Source organism: Lentilactobacillus rapi DSM 19907 = JCM 15042, from assembly GCF_001436255.1.
In the GTDB taxonomy this organism is placed as follows: Bacteria; Bacillota; Bacilli; order Lactobacillales; family Lactobacillaceae; genus Lentilactobacillus; species Lentilactobacillus rapi.
This window is the reverse complement of record NZ_AZEI01000076.1, coordinates 300368-317618: the sequence shown is the minus strand read 5'-3', so window position 1 is coordinate 317618 and position 17251 is coordinate 300368. Positions and strand designations below refer to the sequence as shown.

Sequence of the window (17251 nt, the reverse complement as noted above, 5' to 3'; positions counted from 1 at the left end):
TTATCGTTATGGGAAAATCAATCGCAATTAACGCTGGTAGTTCAACACTTAAGTACAAGTTATTCCAAATGCCCGAAGAAAAAGTTTTATCAAGTGGTGCCATTGACCGAATTGGCCTTGGCTCATCAGAAGTATCAATTAAATATGGCGATGGTAAAAAGTTTAAAGACACTGAAGACATTGCGAACCATGAAGAGGCCATTCAGCTTGTTTTAGACAAATTACTAAGTTTGAAGATTATCAAGGATTATAACGAAATTACCGGAGTTGGCCATCGAATTGTTGCTGGTGGTGAATTATTCCCTGATTCAGTTGTGATTGATGACGATGTAATGAAGAAAATTGAATCATTGACCGACTTCGCGCCGTTACATGAACCTGCTAATTTGCTGGGGATTAAAGCCTTCAAGAAGATCTTGCCCAACGTCATCAGTGTTGCAGTATTTGATACGTCATTCCATACGACACTGCCAGAAGTTAACTACATGTACAGTTTGCCTTATGAATATTACCAAAAGTTCCAAGTACGTAAATATGGCGCTCACGGTACCAGTTATCGTTATGTTTCTCAACGAGCAGCTAAAATGTTGAACAAACCACTTGAAGACCTTAAGCTGGTTGTCCTTCATTTAGGTGCCGGCGCCTCAATTGATGCGATTAAAGATGGTAAATCATTTGATACGTCAATGGGCTTCTCACCTGTTGCTGGGATCACAATGGCAACTCGTTCAGGAGACGTTGACCCATCAGCACTTCAGTATGTGATGGATAAGGCTGGTATCAAGGATATGGATGAAATGGTTGATATTTTGAACCATAAGTCCGGCTTAGTTGGTGTTTCTGGCGTTTCTGCAGATATGCGTGAAATTGAAGGTGTCATGCATACAAACCATCGGGCAATGCTGGCTCGTGAAATCTTCAAGAATCGAATCATTCGTTACATCGGTAGTTACATTGCTGAAATGGATGGGATTGATGCACTGGTCTACACAGCCGGAATTGGTGAAAACGATATTATGATTCGCCAAGAAGTTGCTGACAAATTGGATTACTTTGGCATTAAAGTTGATCCAAAAAAGAATGATATTCGTGGCGTTGAACGCGATCTTTCAGCAGAAGGCTCAAAAGTTAAAACTTTGTTGATTCCAACTGATGAAGAGTTGATGATCGTCCGAGATATCGAAAGATTACGTCAAGCTCAAAAATAGATTTAGTAACGGATTTAAAAAGGTTCAAAAAGTATTTGGCCGTGATATTGCATCACGGCTTTTCTTTTAAAAAGGAGGCAACTCATTGACCGATCAGCAGAATGATCAACAATTATCTCGGGGGCTCAAGAATCGACACGTGCAGTTAATTGCGCTGGGAGGGACGATTGGAACTGGACTATTCTTAGGTGCCGGTCAATCCATTCATTTGGCTGGACCGTCAATTATGCTGGCATATATGATTGCCGGGTTGGCGTGTTTTCTGCTAATGAGAGCGCTGGGTGAACTGCTACTGTCTGACTTAAGCAGCAACTCGTTCGTATTTTTTATTGAGAAGTACCTCGGTGATAAAATTGGTTTTGCAATTGGTTGGACATATTGGATGTGCTGGATTTCCATTGCAATGGCCGAGGTGACTGCCTCAGGGCTTTATGTTCAATTCTGGTTTCCAAAAATACCAATTTGGTTGACCGGATTAGTGTTGCTGACAATTTTATTTATCATTAACATTATTGCCGTTTCTGCATTTGGCGAGACTGAATTCTGGCTGGCTATCGTTAAAATTGTGGCAATTGTGGCATTGATTTTGGTTGGCATTATTTTGGTTGCTGTCCATTTTAAGACACCATATGGTCACGCATCTCTCAGCAACGTTATCGACGGTGGGATTTTTGCAAAAGGAATTAAAGGCTTCGTGTTATCATTTCAGATGGTGTTATTTAGTTTTGCTGGGATTGAAATGATTGGCATGACCGCTTCTGAGACTCAGGACCCGACCGTCACGATTCCTAAAAGTATCAACGAAGTGCCTACCCGAGTGTTATTGTTCTATATTGGATCTTTGTTAGCACTGATGAGTATCTTCCCTTGGCAACATGTTTCACCTGTGTCAAGCCCGTTTGTGCAGGTGTTTGCAGGTGTCGGAATCAAATCTGCAGCGGTTATCATCAACTTTGTGGTCCTGACAGCAGCAATTTCGGCTTGCAATAGTTCATTATTTACAACTGGTCGAATGTTATTTTCCCTAACCTATGGCGGGAAATCAAAATTTAGTCAGCGGGTTGGAAAATTGTCGAGAAGGCAGATTCCGTTTAACGCCATCCTGTTTTCCACTGCTGTGATTGCCGTCATTGTTTTATTAAGCATTATGATGCCGGGAAATGTGTTCAGCTTCATTTCAAGTGTCGCAACGACTTGTTTCTTATTTGTTTGGGGAATGATTGTTGTTGCCCACATTAAGTACCGACACGAAGTTAAACGCAGTGGCAAGCATTCTGAACTGAAGTTTAAAATGCCACTTTTTCCAATTTCGGATTACTTTGTGTTGGCATTCCTGGTCTTTGTTGGCTTTGTGCTACTCCTCAAAACAGACACCCTGATTGCCCTCATTGGGTCGATTATTTGGCTTGGAGCATTGTTTGTTGTAAAAGCAATATCAGATCGAGCAAAGGAAAGCTAAACTTTTTAATTACTTCATTTTGCTCGGGTGGTATCATTGACTGTATACTTAATCTAATTGAAAGAAGTCTTTTCATGCAATATTTTACAGCTGACACTCATTTCTTTCATGAACGATTATTGGGACTGAGCGAATTTGCTCCGCGACCCTTTTTGACTGTTGAAGACATGAATGAAACGATCATCAATAATTGGAATAAGCGTGTGGGTCCTGACGATATTGTTTACCACTTGGGCGACATTGCTATCTTGCATACGCGCCCTGAGAAAGTAGCCTTGGAAAAGATTTTTGAGGTGCTTGATCAGCTCAATGGCCGACTCGTGCTCATTAAAGGCAATCATGATTCTCGAGCCTTATTTAAATATCTGCAGCAACACAATCATCCGGTTGGTAATCATAACAAGTTTGAATTTCATGATGTTGGCGTTTTGATTAAAATGAATCACCGTCAATATTACATGACCCATTACCCGATGATGTTGGGGATTGTGAAGCAAATTATCAATTTGCATGGACATATTCACCATTATGCAGTGCCGGTAAAAGAAAACATTAACGTTGGGGTGGATACGCCCGAAACAGATTATTTAACTCAGAAACCGCCTTTTGGCACACCATTTTCTCAGGCAGAAATTGAAAAGATGGTCGAACAAAAGGCAATTGATTTTGCAAAAAGACAGTAATTATAGGTGGTTATTGGATGACTGAAAAAATTACGATTTTACACACAAATGACATCCATTCACATTTTGAAAATTGGCCGCGCATCCGGCGCTTTATTACCAGTCGCCGGGAGCTTTTGAATCAGCAAAAGAATTCTTCAGTGATCACAGTGGATCTGGGGGATGCGGTTGATCGGGCGCACCCATTGACGGAAGTGACCAATGGCAAAGCGAATGTTGAGCTACTTAATCAGATCCACTATGATGCGGTCACAATCGGCAATAATGAAGGCTTAACCAATAGTCACGAGCAACTAAATGAGTTATACACCGATGCAAATTTTGATGTGGTATTGGCGAATATTTTAGATGATAAAACCAAGCAGATTCCTCACTGGGCAAAACCATTTAAGATTGTAACAACCCCTGAAAAGACCCGAGTTTTGATCCTTGGTCTGACTGCACCGTACGTGTTAACTTACCCAATCTTGGGATGGGACCCGATTTCACCAGATGCGGTGATACCAAGAATTTTAACGCAAAATAAAGGTAAGTATGACATCGCGGTTCTGTTATCGCACTTAGGTCACGACGTAGATCGACGGTTGGCCCGGAAGTTTCCTGAGCTTGATGTCATCATTGGATCTCACACTCATCATTTGCTGGTTAAGGGTGAGCGGATTAATACATCCTTGTTGGCTGCCGCGGAAAAGTGGGGCCACTATATCGGTGAGATTACGATCAAGGTCGATAAACATCACAAAATTCTTGAAGATCATGCAGTCGTTACCAAAACGGAGACTTTACCTGTAGATCCTAAAGATGACAGTGAAATCACTGAGTACCAACAACATGGTGAAGCACTGTTAGCAAGAAACAAGCTTGCCCGAATTAAGACGCCAATGACAACTAATTTAGTTGGCCATTCAAGGTTAGTTGATGAAGGATTGCATTCAATTATGGAAAAGGCTGAAACTCAGGCTGGCATTCTCAATTCAGGATTATTTTTAAGAAATCTGCCAACCGGCATTGTTGACCGAAATCAGCTTCATCAGATGTTGCCTCACGCAATGCACGTCATGCGAGTTACTTTAGATGGCTACAATTTGTGGCGATTGATCAAAGAAATGGAACGTAATCATAACTTTTTGATCAAGTTCCCACAAAAAGGCATGGGTTTCCGGGGTAAATACTTTGGGGAATTGCATTATAATGGACTACGGTACGATAAAGACGCTGGTCAACTATTCTTTAGAGAAGAGTTAGTGTCACCGATTAAGACTTATCAGGTGGCCATGCCCGACCATTATTTGTTTATTCCATTTTTTCCAACAATTGATATAATCGGGAAAAATGAGATTTTGTATGATCAGAACTTACGTGATGTTTTTGGTGACTATCTTGCCAAACACTATCCACTAAATGGCTAGAGGAGGGATACTTTGGATCGAAAGCAATTAGACGAACTCGTCGAGCAACAAGCTGAAAAGCGCCGACCACTGGCACGAATTACGCGAACAACCGAAACTGAATTTTTAATCAATGATCATAAATATGAATTGGTTGAAGACCACGCCCATGGATTTGATTTTGACGAGTTTGTCCGTCGATATCATCCCGCTTTCAGTCAGTTTGATTATATTGTTGGTGATTGGGGATACGGGAAACTGCGGCTCCGGGGCTTTTATAATGATGACCGCGCGGTTCAAACTGGTCCATTTGTGTCAGCATTGAACGACTATATTCTTGAATTCGTTAATTTTGGGGCGCCTTATTTTGTAATTCATAATTTAGAAGCCCGACCGATTGTTCGAAAATCACACAATACGCGAAATCGACATCGTTCAAACAAGAATCGCAATCACAACAGCCATCGTCCCCGTCGAAATCATGCCTTCGTTGAACAGAAGGTGACGACCAAGAAAAAGCCTAGTCGAAAACACAAGGATATGGTTGTCAAGGCTGAAGAAAAGTCAAACAAACACCACTTCATTATTCGTGAAAGTAAAAATTAACTGAAGGGATGGCGTCAATGAAACAGTATAAGGGCTATTTTATCGACCTCGATGGGACCGTTTATGCGGGTAAGAAACGAATACCCGCAGCCAAGCGATTTGTCGAAAGATTGCAACAGAAACAAATCCCATTTTTATTTGTGACCAATAATTCTACCCAATTGCCACGGGATGTGGTTAAAAATTTGGCTGAAAATCACGATATTTTTGTTAAACCTGAAAATGTTTATACCTCTGGGATGGCAACTGTTGATTTTATGAATGAAAACAAACAGAAGGATCGGCCAACGGTTTATATCGTTGGGGAAATGGGCTTAAAGCAGGTTATTTTGGCAAATGGTTATCAATTAGATGCCGATCATCCTGATTATGTCGTGATTGGCTTGGATTCAGATCTAACCTATGAAAAACTTGCCCAGGCAGTTTTGGCAATTCGCAGTGGGTCTACATTCATTGGGACAAATCCAGATACGAATATTCCAAAGGAACGGGGCATGATGCCCGGCGCCGGGGCAGTCGTTGATTTTGTCCGTTATGCCACTCAACAAGCGCCAATTATGATTGGTAAGCCCAAGGCCAGAATTATCGATAGTGCTACTAAAAAGATTGGCTTGGAAAAGGACGATGTTGTCATGGTGGGTGACAATTACAATACCGATATCATGGCCGGAATCAATGCCGGAGTGGACACTATGCTTGTCTATACGGGCTTATCAACGCCTGATCAGGTTGCTAAACAGGAAGCGCAACCAACATACCAAATTAATAGTTTAGATGAATGGCGGCTTTAATGTGAAATTTACGGTCAAACAAATTGGCATATCGGTTCTCATTATTTTAGCGTGTTTATCGCTCGCTATTTTCTTAACTGTGAATAGTATTTGGCTTTTTTCAATTAACATCCCGTTACTCCACTTAACAACAGCCACGGGACTTGAACCTCATCAGCTGAGGCGGGACTACCTGCAAATTATTCAATATCTGCAGTTTCCGTGGATTAAGTCACTTCACTTTTATTACTTTTTTAGCTCTCAAAAGGGGATCCAGCATTTTAGCGATGTCCGACACCTTATTCTATTTAATAATTTAGTCGGCTTGGTGCTAGTCCCGATTAGCGGTTATGTATTAACTTGGTTAAACAAAAAATCATTAACGTGGCTGCTGATTACCCCAATTAAGGTTGTAATCACATTCTCGCTAATGATTATTGTGATGATGTTGATTAATTTTGACCAAATCTTTATTTATTTTCATGAACTCTTATTTCGAAATAACGATTGGCTGTTTGATCCGCGAACGGATCCGGTTATTAACATGCTTCCAGATACGTTCTTTTTAGAATGCTTCATCTTGTTTTTTGTGATTTTCTTCGGGGCTTTGGCGATTATTTACTGGCTTGGTCACCGATCACTTAAGAAAATTGCGAAATGATTAACTAATCGGGGTCGGCCATTAAGATCCAAAGAACTAAGTAGATAATGATTCCGGGAACCAATGGGATTAAGCTAAAAAGGATAAATAGCACCCGTGCCAGAGTGGCGTTCCAATGGTAGTGTTCACTTAAGCCGCCAATAACGCCGCCAATGATTCTGTCCGTTTTTGATCTACGAATATTGATCTTCATAAAAATCACTCCTTTGGTTGATTGTGCTTCTAAGATCACCATACCTGATTCGCTTTTGAATTTCAATTATGATATATTATGATGTTGTACAAACGAAATGCTAGGAGAATTGTATGTTAACTATAAACGTAAATGGAAATTTAGGAAATCAAGAAGTTATTCTTTCTGATAATACCACCGGAACATTTACTGGCGTCCGGGTCTTTGGCTCCGCACTCAGTGGTAATCAAGTTGTTCAATGGACGTTTGTCTCAACTGGTCATCAGCACGAAGGCTTTGTCTATGCAGGTGATCTCCATGAGGGACTGGAAATTGAGTCAATGAACGGTCATGACACTTATAAGATTCATTTTGTGAGTGAATGATTTTAAAATTAAGATGTTATACATAATGAGGCTAAGATATGAACGCTAATCCGTGATGTCTGGGTCTCATTCTTTCTTAAAAGGAGAACGATTATGACGGTTGGAATTGATAAAATTGGCTTCTTCACCTCTCCATATTATATTGACATGACAGACCTGGCGAATGCTCGCAACGTGGATCCTAATAAATATTTGATTGGCATTGGTCAAAGAAGGCAATCAGTGATCCCACAAACCCAAGACACAGTGACGATGGCTGCTAATGCAGCTGCCGAAATTTTGACGGCTGCCGACAGAGCACAAATTGATATGGTGATCTTTGGGACCGAAACGGGTGTCGATAATTCTAAAGCTGCCGCGATTTATCTGCAGGATTTACTAGGCATCTCAAAACGAGCCAGGGCGTTTGAAATTAAACAGGCCTGTTATGGCGCAACTGCCGGGGTCCAGATGGCCATTGATCACGTCTTCCTGCATCCAAACAGTAAGGTGTTGGTTGTTGCCTCAGACATTGCCAGGTATGGCTTAGAGACCGCGGGAGAGGTCACTCAAGGCGGTGGGGCTGTTGCCATGCTGATTACCCAAGACCCACACATTTTAGCTTTAGATGGGCAAAGTGCTTTTCATTCCGACAACATTATGGATTTTTGGCGGCCGTTGTACCGTCAAGAAGCCGTGGTGGATGGTCATTACTCGACTGATATTTACATTGATTTCTTTAATAAGACTTGGAACCAATATTGTTACCAGACGAAGCGAACGTTAGCTGATTTTGCCGCCATGGTGTTTCATTTACCGTTTACAAAGATGGGGTTAAAGGCATTGAAGTCAGTTGTTGCCGACGCGGACAATGCGAACCAATTATTACATGAATTTGATTTTTCAACTCAATATAATGCAGAAGTTGGCAATTTGTACACCGGTTCTCTTTATCTCAGCTTGATTTCCCTACTCGCCAATTCAGATAGTTTGCATCCTCAGGATCGGATCGGGTTATTCAGTTATGGTTCGGGTGCTCAGGGCGAGTTTTACAGCGGCACAATTGCCGAGTCATTTGATCGGGCCAAACTTAAGCGACAGGTGGATCGATTATTGGAAAATCGGGTCAAGCTGTCAATTCCGGAGTACGAAAAAATGTATCAATCTGGGCTGCCGCTGTCTGCTGGCGAAGTGACATTTGATATTGATTCTGACCAAAGTCGATTCGTGCTCCGTGGTAGGCACAGCGACCAATTGGAATATGTGGATACAAAAAAGTCGGAACAAAACGCTTAGCTTTGTCCCGACCAATAAGTGGTTATTAGTTTTATGAAATATCACTGCGATAAAGACTCACAACTTTACCTAAAATTGTGACCTTCGTTAAAATAATTGGTGCCATCGTGTCATTTTCCGGTTGCAGACGGTAGTGATCGCTCTCTTTAAAGAATCGTTTACAAGTCGCTTCATTCTCATCCGTCATAGCAATGACGATATCACCGTTGTCGGCGGACGATTGTTTGCGGACAACCACGTAATCGCCATTAAGGATCCCGGCGTTAATCATGGATTCACCACGAATTTGCAACATAAAGAGGGGTTGATCACTGTGGGCGAGCGCAGGCGGTAGTGGGAAATAATCCGTTGCTTCCTGAACGGCTAAAATGGGTTCACCAGCAGTGACGGTTCCTAAAACTGGAATTTGCTTTTGCTCTGGGGCAATTCCCAAAGTATCGAGACCGGCAGTTGTTACTTCCAGCGCCCTGGGCTTTGAAGGGTCTTTAACGATGTAGCCTTTGCGCTCAAGTCGGGAGATGTGACCGTGGACAGTAGATGTTGACGATAGGTGGACTGCTTCCCCAATTTCCCGAACCGTGGGCGGATAACCTTTTTCGTTAACTTTTTCCCAGATATAGTGTAAAATTTGGTATTGTTTACTTTCGGGATTCTTAGTCATATTGACACCTCGTAGGTTCTTTAATTATTGATTTAATCGTATCATAACCCTATGAACTTTTCAAACACACGTTCGCATATTTTAATAAAAAACGGTATAATCTAAACTTGGAGGGATGTACATGAACGAAGACGAAAAGAAAAAATTACAATCTAAAATCGGTGACAGTGTTTTAAAAGAAATTATTCCACGAATCAATGAACTGGCTCATAAGGCTAAAAAGGAAGGCTTAACTGAATTGGAAAAAGTTGAGCAGGCCGAGCTTCGAAAAAAATATGTTGCCCGTTTTAGAGATAATTTTAAGAAGCAGATTGAAATGATGAAGATTTACGATAAAGATGGCAAAGAGGTCACCTCAAAGAAAGTTCGAAAGATCCAGAAGGATAAGAATCTTCGGGATGACTAGTTACGATCAACTAAATGGCCATTTTGTGGATTAGGTCTTTAATTGTTGTTGATTATTGTGTAGAATTATTAAATGAGATTATAAAGGAGGCCTTGTCTTGGCAACTTGGATTTGGATATTGATCGTTGTGTTGGCCTTGATCTTAGGTTTAGTTGGTGGTTTTTACGGTGCTCGAAGATATATGGAAAAGTACCTCAAAGAAAATCCACCATTTAACGAAGATCAATTGCGACAAATGATGCTGCAAATGGGTCAAAAACCTTCACAGAAGAAATTGAATCAAATGATGCACTCAATGCAGAACCAAACCAGCAAGAAGTAGTGGTTTGTCTGTGTAAAAACTAAGCCCTGACAAGCATTAGATGTCAGGACTTTTTTGATAGGCACTATTCGCTTGATTTCTTACTGTCAATTTCCTTCACTTTTTTTGAGACGTCAACATACTTGAAAGCCGGATCAACCGCATAGTCAAGGGCATCAAAGGCGCTTTGCATCTGTTGCTCAACTTGCTTTTGGGCCTCATCATCAAGCTTGGCTTTTCGATCCAAATAAATTGGCTCCCCAAACGCAATTTTTACAGGTTTCCGGGTGAACAACCGTTTAAAAGTCAACGGTCCTTGATAAATAACCGGAACGAGGGGGACATTGGCCAATTTCGCAATTAATGCGGCTCCGCCCTTAAGTTGCTCTGAATGACGGGTTCCTGATGGAAATAAAATCAGCGATAGATCAGTCTTGCGTAGTCTTTTAACGGGGGTTTTGATAGCTGACGGTCCAGGATTATCCCGATCGACTGCAAATGCATTTGCATGAACTAAAATAAACTTCAAAACTGGATTTTTAAATAGTTCTTTTTTCGCCATAAAAGTAAACTTTTTAGGGCTGGCAGCCAAGGCAAAATAGATTGGATCAAACCAAGTCCGATGGGGTCCCACCAAGATAAAGTTTCCCTTTGGCAATCGCTCCGTGTGTAAATAATGAGCATTTCCATTAATCAAAAATACCAGGAAACGAACAATTATTCTGGCAAATGAATAAAACAATTCCATTTCCTTCTTTCATAATCTGATAGAATAATATTAACGTAAACTAGAAGTGTTTGGCAAACTAAAATGTGAAGGAATAATAATGATGCAGGTTAAATTACGAGCTGACGAGCGGATTGATCGCTTGTACAGTAAGGACATTTCGATTATTCAAAGCCCAGAAGTCTTTTCCTTTTCCCTTGACGCGGTGTTGCTGGCGGACTTTGCAAAAGTGAGCAGCAAAAGGATCAAAGAGGTAGTGGATCTTTGTGCTGGCAATGGGGCAGTTGGCCTTTTTCTGAGTGAAGCAACAACTGCTCACATCACAATGATTGAAATCCAGCAGCGATTGGCAGATATGGCTAAACGGAGTGTTTTACTCAATGATCTTGAAGGGAAGATTACTGTTATCAACGATGATTTGAGGAATGCCACGAACTACGTTAAAAAGGATTCAGTGGATGTTGTGGTTTGCAATCCACCTTATTTTGTTAATTATGATACCAGTGAAAAGAATCCAAACAAGTATCTGGCGATTGCTCGCCATGAACTGACCACAACTTTGGATCAGATTGTGGCGGTTGCGGCTGGCTTACTTAAAATGAATGCTAAGCTTTTTATGGTATACCGACCCGATCGGTTGACTGATCTGTTTTTCAGCCTTCGTTCAAATCGATTAGAGCCTAAAGTGGTTCAACTTGTTAGGCCCAGAAATGGGAGTGATGCCAACATGGTTCTGGTTGAGGCAATTAAGGATGGCAAACCAAATGGCTTAAAGATTAAGCCTGATGTGATTACTTATGATGGGGATGCCTACACACCTCAAGTAAAGAAGATGCTTTATGGAACAACCAAATAGTTTTTATATGTATGTATTATTATGCAGCGATGGAAGCTTGTATACGGGGTTTACTACTGATGTCCAACGCCGATTCAAACAGCATCAAGCTGGTAAAGGCGCAAAGTACACTCGTTCTCATTTTCCTGAAAAGATCTTGTTTACAAAAGCTTTTGAAAATGAGCACGACGCTCTTAGCGCAGAGTATCAATTTAAACAGTTAACGAGAAAGCAAAAGATTGATTACTTGACATCCCATGGTGTTCAGGCACGTTAAAGCCCTTTGTGTCGGCTCTGGCGGTGATAATTGTTCGGCTGGGTGGTATAATGAAATCACTTTATGAGGAGGTCGTATCCATGAAAATTATTGCGTATGGCATTCGTGCCGATGAAAAGCCTTTTTTAGACAAGTGGTCAGAAGAAAATCCAACAGTTGAGGTGGTGTCCACTGCTGAATTGCTTGATGAAAACACGGTTGATCAGGCAAAGGGTGCAGATGGCGTGGTTACATATCAGCAGAAGCCTTACACGGCGTCTGTCTTGGACAAGTTGGGCAGCTTTGGGATTAAGTATTTGTCGTTGAGAAACGTGGGTGTTGACAACGTTGATGCCACCGCTGCAAAACGAAATGGTATTCAAGTGACTAACGTGCCTGCCTATTCCCCACAAGCCATCGCAGAATTTACTGTGACCCAATTGATGCGATTACTGCGAAGGACACCAACTTTTGACAATAAAATGGCTAATGGTGATCTTCGCTGGGCACCAGATATCGCTGAAGAGTTAAACCAAATGACGGTGGGTGTCTACGCAACTGGCCGAATTGGCCGGGCAGCCATTCAAATTTATAAAGGTTTTGGCGCTAAAGTGATTGCTTATGATATTTACCATAATCCACAATTGGAAAAAGAGGGAATTTACGTCGAAACCCCTGATGAGTTGTATGCAAAAGCTGACGTTATTTCCCTTCATGCCCCTGCCACCAAGGAAAATGAACATATGCTCAATGATGAGGCATTTGCCAAAATGAAAGATGGGGTTTACATTCTTAATCCTGCGCGTGGCATTTTGGTTGATACGGATGCGCTAATTAAAGCGCTTGATTCCGGTAAGGTTGCTGGTGCCGCGTTGGATACTTACGAAGATGAAGTGGGTGTTTTCAATAATAATTTTGGCAGTTTTGACAAGATTCCGGATGAACGTTTAAAGAACTTGATGAAGCGGGAAAATGTGCTTGTCAGCCCACATATTGCTTTTTATACTAAACGAGCAGTTCGCAACATGGTTTATTATGCAATGGATGCTAACAAGTCATTGATCGAAACGGGTCAATCAGATAAGTTAGTTGAACTGTAATTAGTGCCATTCACCTGCCTCGGTGCTGTATATCATAAAAAGTGGACGCTTAACTTTAAATCCTCAGTTACAGGATTGTAAAGTTAAGCGTCCACTTTGGTTATCATGAGCGTTGGCGTTAATCAACTTGGGCAGCCAAGTCTAATAGTAAATCTCGCAGCTCCGCGGGATTTCTGACTGTTTGATCCGGAATGATGTTCGGATCGCTGATCGTACTGTTGTGATTATTGTACCAAACTGTTTGCCAGCCGGCTTTCTTTGCAGGAACGATATCGTCAAAGTAAGAACTACCGACATAAATCATTTCGTTTCCCCGCAGGTTGAATTTGCGGTTCATAAGGGTAAAAATCATTGGATCAGGTTTTTTAGCCTTGGCATCCTCGGAAGTGATAATTTGTTCTCTGGTAAACCAGTGATGCAGTTTGAGCTTCATTATTTTAGCAAGTTGAATTTCATTTGAGCCATTGGTAATAATCCCTAATTTAAACTTTGTAACGAGGGTATTAAACACAGTCGTTAGGCCGTCGAAGAGTTGGATACCGTTACTGAATTCTTCAAATGCCGACAGAAAATCAGTTGCGGCCGACTGAGCGAGACCTGGGAGACCAAATTTTTTAAAAGTATGGTGTAAGCAGTGAAAGTTAATTTCTTCTTTTGATAGTTTCATGTCTGAATCGGAATTTGATTTGGCAACCACTAGCTGTTCTTGGCGAATGTAGTTAGAAAAGATTTGATCCATTTCATCAGCTGAAACAGTCAGATCAAAAACTTGTCGGAACGCCTTCTCGAAAGGCTGTTGTTGGTCGTATAGTGTATCGTCAACGTCGAAAACGATGGCTTTAATCATGTAATTTCCTCCTTGTCACGAGTTTCAATTCTAACACGTTTTACTTAAATTTAACAATTTACATCACAAATTGGTGACAAACTGCAGTTAATGCTTGCGCTGGCGGGCAATATCTTATATACTTTTAAAGGTGTTTTAAATACACACCTGACGTGATGCTTTGAGCAGTGCCTTTTCTGGTTCTTGAAGCAGCAGATCGTTGGGGAGGAAAAACTATATGGAGGCTATATTATGTCTGTTATTTCTATGAAACAATTGTTGGAAGCAGGTGTCCACTTCGGTCACCAAACTCGTCGTTGGAATCCCAAAATGAAGCAATATATCTTTACTGAACGTAATGGTATTTACATCATTGACTTACAAAAGACTGTTAAGTTAATTGACGTTGCTTATAATTTCATGAAGGAAGAAGCCGCAAAAGGCGCCGTTGTTCTCTTCGTTGGAACTAAGAAGCAAGCTCAAGATTCTATCGCAGAAGAAGCAAAACGTGCCGGTCAATACTACGTTAACAATCGTTGGCTTGGTGGTACGTTGACCAACTGGGAAACCATCCAATCACGGGTTAAGCGTTTGAAGGACCTTAAGAAGATGGCGACTGATGGTACATTCGACATCCTTCCTAAGAAGGAAGTTTCACTTTTGATCAAGCAACAGGACAAGTTGGAACGATTCTTAGGCGGAATTGAAGATATGCCAAAGATTCCTGATGTTATCTTTATTGTTGATCCTCGTAAAGAACAAATTGCTGTTCACGAAGCAATGAAGTTGAACATTCCGATCGTTGCAATGGTTGATACCAACACTGATCCAGATCAAATCGATGTTGTCATTCCATCAAACGATGATGCAATCCGTGCCGTTCGTCTGATCACTTCAACAATGGCAGATGCCATTATTGAAGGCCGTCAAGGTGAAGATGACGTTAACGAAAAGACTTTCGAAGGCAAAGATGCTGATAAGAAAGACAAAAAAGAAGATTCAATTGAAGATATTGCCAATGCTGTTGAAGGCGACGATTCAAAAAAGTAATTAATTAAGCACTAGGCTGACCCTATCGCTGTGGACCAATTTGGCCTTGGTGTAGGGTCAGTTTTTATTAACATTAAAAGGGAGGCCATTATAATGGCAAAAATTTCCGCATCTCAAGTTATGGATTTACGAAAGAAAACCGGCGTTGGTATGATGGACGCAAAGAAAGCTTTAGTTGCTACTGAAGGCGATTTTGACAAGGCGATCGAAGTACTCCGTGAAAAAGGCGTTGCCAAAGCCGAAAAAAAGAGTGGCAGAGTTGCTGCTAATGGGTTAACCACGATTGCTGTTAAAGACAATACGGCCGCAATTGTTGAGATCAATTCTGAAACTGACTTTGTTGCTACTAGTGATCCCTTCAAGGCGCTTGTGAGTCGGGTCAGTGATGCAATTGTTGCCAACAAGCCTGCTGACGTTGATGCAGCTCTCGCATTAAAGACCGACAAGGGGACTGTTAAAGATGATTTGATCGAAATAACTCAGGTAACGGGCGAAAAAGTGACCTTACGTCGTTTCGCGATTCTTGATAAGAATGATGATGAAGTATTTGGTTCATACTTGCATAATGGTGGCTTGATTGGGGCCCTTGTTCAATTAAAGGGTGCTGATGAAGAAACTGCTAAGGACGTTGCAATGCACGTTGCTGCAACTAATCCCGAGTTCTTAAACAAAGATGAAGTGCCAGCCGATCGGTTAGCTCATGAAAAAGAAGTCTTAACTCAAGAAGCATTGAACGAAGGTAAGCCTGAAAAGATTGTTGAAAAAATGGTTGAAGGCCGACTTCACAAGTTTTTGGCGGAAATCTGCCTAGAGGATCAAGAATTCGTTAAGGATCCAGACCAAACGGTTTCCCAATACGTTGCTTCAAAGAATGGCTCAATTGTCAAATTCGTGCGTTACGAAGTTGGCGAAGGCATCGAAAAGAAACAAGAGAGCTTTGAAGACGAAGTTCGTGATCAATTAAATAACTAATAATGACATTAAGCCGGCCAGAACATCTTGTTTTGAACCGGTTTTTTTCTGCATTAAGCTAATTTTTCATCGGATTTTCAAACTGTTGGGTCCCTTTATTGGATTTTGATAAGAATAAATGCTAAGAATTCCTGAAAATGCCAGTTTTCTTGTTGCTGACTTCTTTAGTATGCTAAAATTGATTGTAATGATTAACTATGGGAGGCACCTAGATGTCTAAAGTAAAGTATAACCGAATTATTTTAAAATTAAGCGGCGAGGCATTAGCTGGCGAGCGGGGTTTTGGAATTAATCCACCCGTTATTAAAAATGTCGCCCAGGAAATCAAAGATATATTTGATCTTGGCGTTCAAATTGGAATCGTTGTCGGTGGTGGTAACATGTGGCGTGGAGAAGCCGGTGCCGAGATGGGGATGGAACGGGCCCAAGCCGATTACATCGGAATGTTAGGAACGACCATGAATGGTCTCGCACTTCAAGACAACCTTGAATCATTAGGTGTTCCTACCCGGGTTCAAACGTCAATTGAAATGCGCCAAATTGCTGAACCATACATTCGCCGAAAAGCAATCCGTCACCTCGAAAAGGGTCGGGTGGTGATATTCGCTGCCGGTACCGGTAATCCTTATTTTTCAACTGATACAACTGCTGCCCTTAGAGCTGCAGAAATCGGTGCCGATGCCATTTTGATGGCCAAAAATGGCGTTGATGGTATTTATTCTGCTGATCCACGGAAGAATAAAGACGCCGTTAAATTTCAAACTTTAACCTATATGGATATACTAGAAAAGGGATTGAAAGTGATGGATTCCACGGCTAGTTCACTTTCAATGGATAATCATATTCCGTTAGTTGTTTTCAACCTTAATAACCCTGGGAATATTCGCAAAGTGGTCATTGGTGAAAACATCGGAACGACTGTGAAGGAGAAATAGATATGGCAGATTCGCAAACAGTATTAAACGAAGCAAAACAAAAGATGAAGAAAGCCCAAGAAGTTCTTGAACGTGAACTTGGTAAAATCCGGGCAGGAAGTGCTAACGCAAGCCTGTTAAATGGTGTGATGGTCAATTATTATGGTGCACCAACACCACTGAACCAGATTGCATCAATTACAATTCCCGAAGCACGTGTTATACTAATTACTCCTTACGATAAATCTGCATTGGAGGACATCGAAAAGGGAATCTATGAAGCAGATTTGGGCATTAATCCAGCTAATGATGGGACAGCAATTCGGTTGGCGGTGCCAGCATTAACTGAAGATCGTCGAAAAGAAGTTGCCAAGCAAGTTAAAGCAACTGGCGAGGAAAGTAAGGTTGCTATCCGAAATGTCCGTCGCGAGGCAATGGATAGCTTAAAGAAGAGTAATAAGAATGAGGACATCACGGACGATGAATTACATCGTTTCGAAGATCAAGTTCAAAAATTAACTGATTCTAATATTAAAAGTCTTGAAAAAATCGTTTCTGATAAAGAAGACGAAGTCATTAACGGTTAGAAAGAAGG

Annotated in this window: 22 protein-coding genes; 18 read left to right on the top strand and 4 right to left on the bottom strand. The window is 41.2% G+C overall.

Annotation, left to right across the window (positions count from 1 at the left end):
- Positions 1-8: 8 nt before the first annotated feature.
- From FD12_RS09690 to FD12_RS09660, 7 genes are all read left to right on the top strand, one after another.
- Positions 9-1208: an acetate/propionate family kinase gene (locus tag FD12_RS09690; RefSeq protein ID WP_056982888.1), complete on the top strand. Its 1200-nt coding sequence runs from the start codon at positions 9-11 to the stop codon at positions 1206-1208.
- A gap of 85 nt (positions 1209-1293) precedes the next feature.
- Positions 1294-2667, top strand: a complete 1374-nt coding sequence (locus FD12_RS09685; RefSeq protein WP_056982886.1) for an amino acid permease — start codon at positions 1294-1296, stop codon at positions 2665-2667.
- A 74-nt stretch (positions 2668-2741) separates the two neighbouring features.
- On the top strand, positions 2742-3350 hold the full coding sequence (locus tag FD12_RS09680) for a metallophosphoesterase (protein WP_054746580.1): 609 nt from the start codon (positions 2742-2744) through the stop codon (positions 3348-3350).
- 17 nt (positions 3351-3367) lie between these two features.
- Entirely contained in the window at positions 3368-4759 is a 1392-nt protein-coding gene (locus FD12_RS09675; RefSeq protein ID WP_056982884.1) for a bifunctional metallophosphatase/5'-nucleotidase, read from the top strand.
- 12 nt (positions 4760-4771) lie between these two features.
- Positions 4772-5344, top strand: a complete 573-nt coding sequence (locus FD12_RS09670) for a YutD family protein (protein ID WP_054746581.1) — start codon at positions 4772-4774, stop codon at positions 5342-5344.
- A 17-nt stretch (positions 5345-5361) separates the two neighbouring features.
- The gene (locus FD12_RS09665) at positions 5362-6135 is read left to right on the top strand and encodes a TIGR01457 family HAD-type hydrolase (RefSeq protein ID WP_056982881.1); all 774 of its coding nucleotides are present in this window, start codon (positions 5362-5364) and stop codon (positions 6133-6135) included.
- A gap of 1 nt (position 6136) precedes the next feature.
- Positions 6137-6775: a TIGR01906 family membrane protein gene (locus FD12_RS09660; protein WP_225427239.1), complete on the top strand. Its 639-nt coding sequence runs from the start codon at positions 6137-6139 to the stop codon at positions 6773-6775.
- A gap of 4 nt (positions 6776-6779) precedes the next feature.
- On the opposite strand, the gene FD12_RS09655 is transcribed toward FD12_RS09660, so the two are convergent.
- Positions 6780-6968 carry a PspC domain-containing protein gene (locus tag FD12_RS09655; RefSeq protein WP_054746718.1) on the bottom strand — a complete coding sequence of 63 codons (189 nt, stop codon included), beginning with the start codon at positions 6966-6968 and terminating at the stop codon, positions 6780-6782.
- A 113-nt stretch (positions 6969-7081) separates the two neighbouring features.
- Between FD12_RS09655 and FD12_RS09650 the strand changes: the two genes are divergently transcribed.
- On the top strand, positions 7082-7333 hold the full coding sequence (locus tag FD12_RS09650) for a hypothetical protein (RefSeq protein ID WP_054746582.1): 252 nt from the start codon (positions 7082-7084) through the stop codon (positions 7331-7333).
- A 93-nt stretch (positions 7334-7426) separates the two neighbouring features.
- The gene (locus FD12_RS09645) at positions 7427-8608 is read left to right on the top strand and encodes a hydroxymethylglutaryl-CoA synthase (RefSeq protein ID WP_056982877.1); all 1182 of its coding nucleotides are present in this window, start codon (positions 7427-7429) and stop codon (positions 8606-8608) included.
- Between the two features lie 31 nt (positions 8609-8639).
- Here FD12_RS09645 and lexA read toward each other — a convergent pair whose 3' ends face one another.
- Positions 8640-9269 (bottom strand): transcriptional repressor LexA, encoded by a 630-nt coding sequence (gene lexA / locus FD12_RS09640; RefSeq protein WP_054746583.1) that lies wholly within the window; start codon positions 9267-9269, stop codon positions 8640-8642.
- A gap of 121 nt (positions 9270-9390) precedes the next feature.
- On the opposite strand from lexA, the gene FD12_RS09635 reads away from it, so the two are divergent.
- On the top strand, positions 9391-9675 hold the full coding sequence (locus FD12_RS09635) for a DUF896 domain-containing protein (protein WP_056982875.1): 285 nt from the start codon (positions 9391-9393) through the stop codon (positions 9673-9675).
- A 97-nt stretch (positions 9676-9772) separates the two neighbouring features.
- Positions 9773-9997, top strand: coding sequence for a YneF family protein (locus tag FD12_RS09630; protein WP_054746584.1), 225 nt, complete (start codon positions 9773-9775; stop codon positions 9995-9997).
- A 64-nt stretch (positions 9998-10061) separates the two neighbouring features.
- Here the strand turns inward: FD12_RS09630 and FD12_RS09625 are convergent, their stop codons facing one another.
- Positions 10062-10718 carry a lysophospholipid acyltransferase family protein gene (locus tag FD12_RS09625; RefSeq protein ID WP_056982872.1) on the bottom strand — a complete coding sequence of 219 codons (657 nt, stop codon included), beginning with the start codon at positions 10716-10718 and terminating at the stop codon, positions 10062-10064.
- Between the two features lie 88 nt (positions 10719-10806).
- Here FD12_RS09625 and FD12_RS09620 point away from each other — a divergent pair, with 88 nt between their 5' ends.
- From FD12_RS09620 to FD12_RS09610, 3 genes are all read left to right on the top strand, one after another.
- Positions 10807-11559 carry a tRNA1(Val) (adenine(37)-N6)-methyltransferase gene (locus FD12_RS09620; protein ID WP_056983131.1) on the top strand — a complete coding sequence of 251 codons (753 nt, stop codon included), beginning with the start codon at positions 10807-10809 and terminating at the stop codon, positions 11557-11559.
- Entirely contained in the window at positions 11543-11815 is a 273-nt protein-coding gene (locus tag FD12_RS09615) for a GIY-YIG nuclease family protein (protein WP_054746585.1), read from the top strand. The genes FD12_RS09620 and FD12_RS09615 overlap by 17 nt, the downstream gene beginning before the upstream one ends.
- A gap of 80 nt (positions 11816-11895) precedes the next feature.
- On the top strand, positions 11896-12894 hold the full coding sequence (locus FD12_RS09610) for a D-2-hydroxyacid dehydrogenase (RefSeq protein ID WP_056982870.1): 999 nt from the start codon (positions 11896-11898) through the stop codon (positions 12892-12894).
- 118 nt (positions 12895-13012) lie between these two features.
- Here the strand turns inward: FD12_RS09610 and FD12_RS09605 are convergent, their stop codons facing one another.
- Entirely contained in the window at positions 13013-13741 is a 729-nt protein-coding gene (locus FD12_RS09605; RefSeq protein WP_056982868.1) for an HAD family hydrolase, read from the bottom strand.
- Between the two features lie 231 nt (positions 13742-13972).
- Here FD12_RS09605 and rpsB point away from each other — a divergent pair, with 231 nt between their 5' ends.
- From rpsB to frr, 4 genes are all read left to right on the top strand, one after another.
- Positions 13973-14770, top strand: a complete 798-nt coding sequence (gene rpsB / locus FD12_RS09600) for a 30S ribosomal protein S2 (RefSeq protein WP_056982866.1) — start codon at positions 13973-13975, stop codon at positions 14768-14770.
- 93 nt (positions 14771-14863) lie between these two features.
- A complete protein-coding gene (gene tsf / locus FD12_RS09595) occupies positions 14864-15742 on the top strand; it encodes a translation elongation factor Ts (protein WP_056982864.1) in 879 nt (292 codons plus the stop codon).
- A 212-nt stretch (positions 15743-15954) separates the two neighbouring features.
- On the top strand, positions 15955-16677 hold the full coding sequence (gene pyrH / locus FD12_RS09590) for a UMP kinase (protein WP_054746587.1): 723 nt from the start codon (positions 15955-15957) through the stop codon (positions 16675-16677).
- Positions 16678-16679: 2 nt separating this feature from the next.
- The gene (frr, locus tag FD12_RS09585; RefSeq protein ID WP_056982862.1) at positions 16680-17243 is read left to right on the top strand and encodes a ribosome recycling factor; all 564 of its coding nucleotides are present in this window, start codon (positions 16680-16682) and stop codon (positions 17241-17243) included.
- Positions 17244-17251 lie beyond the last annotated feature (8 nt).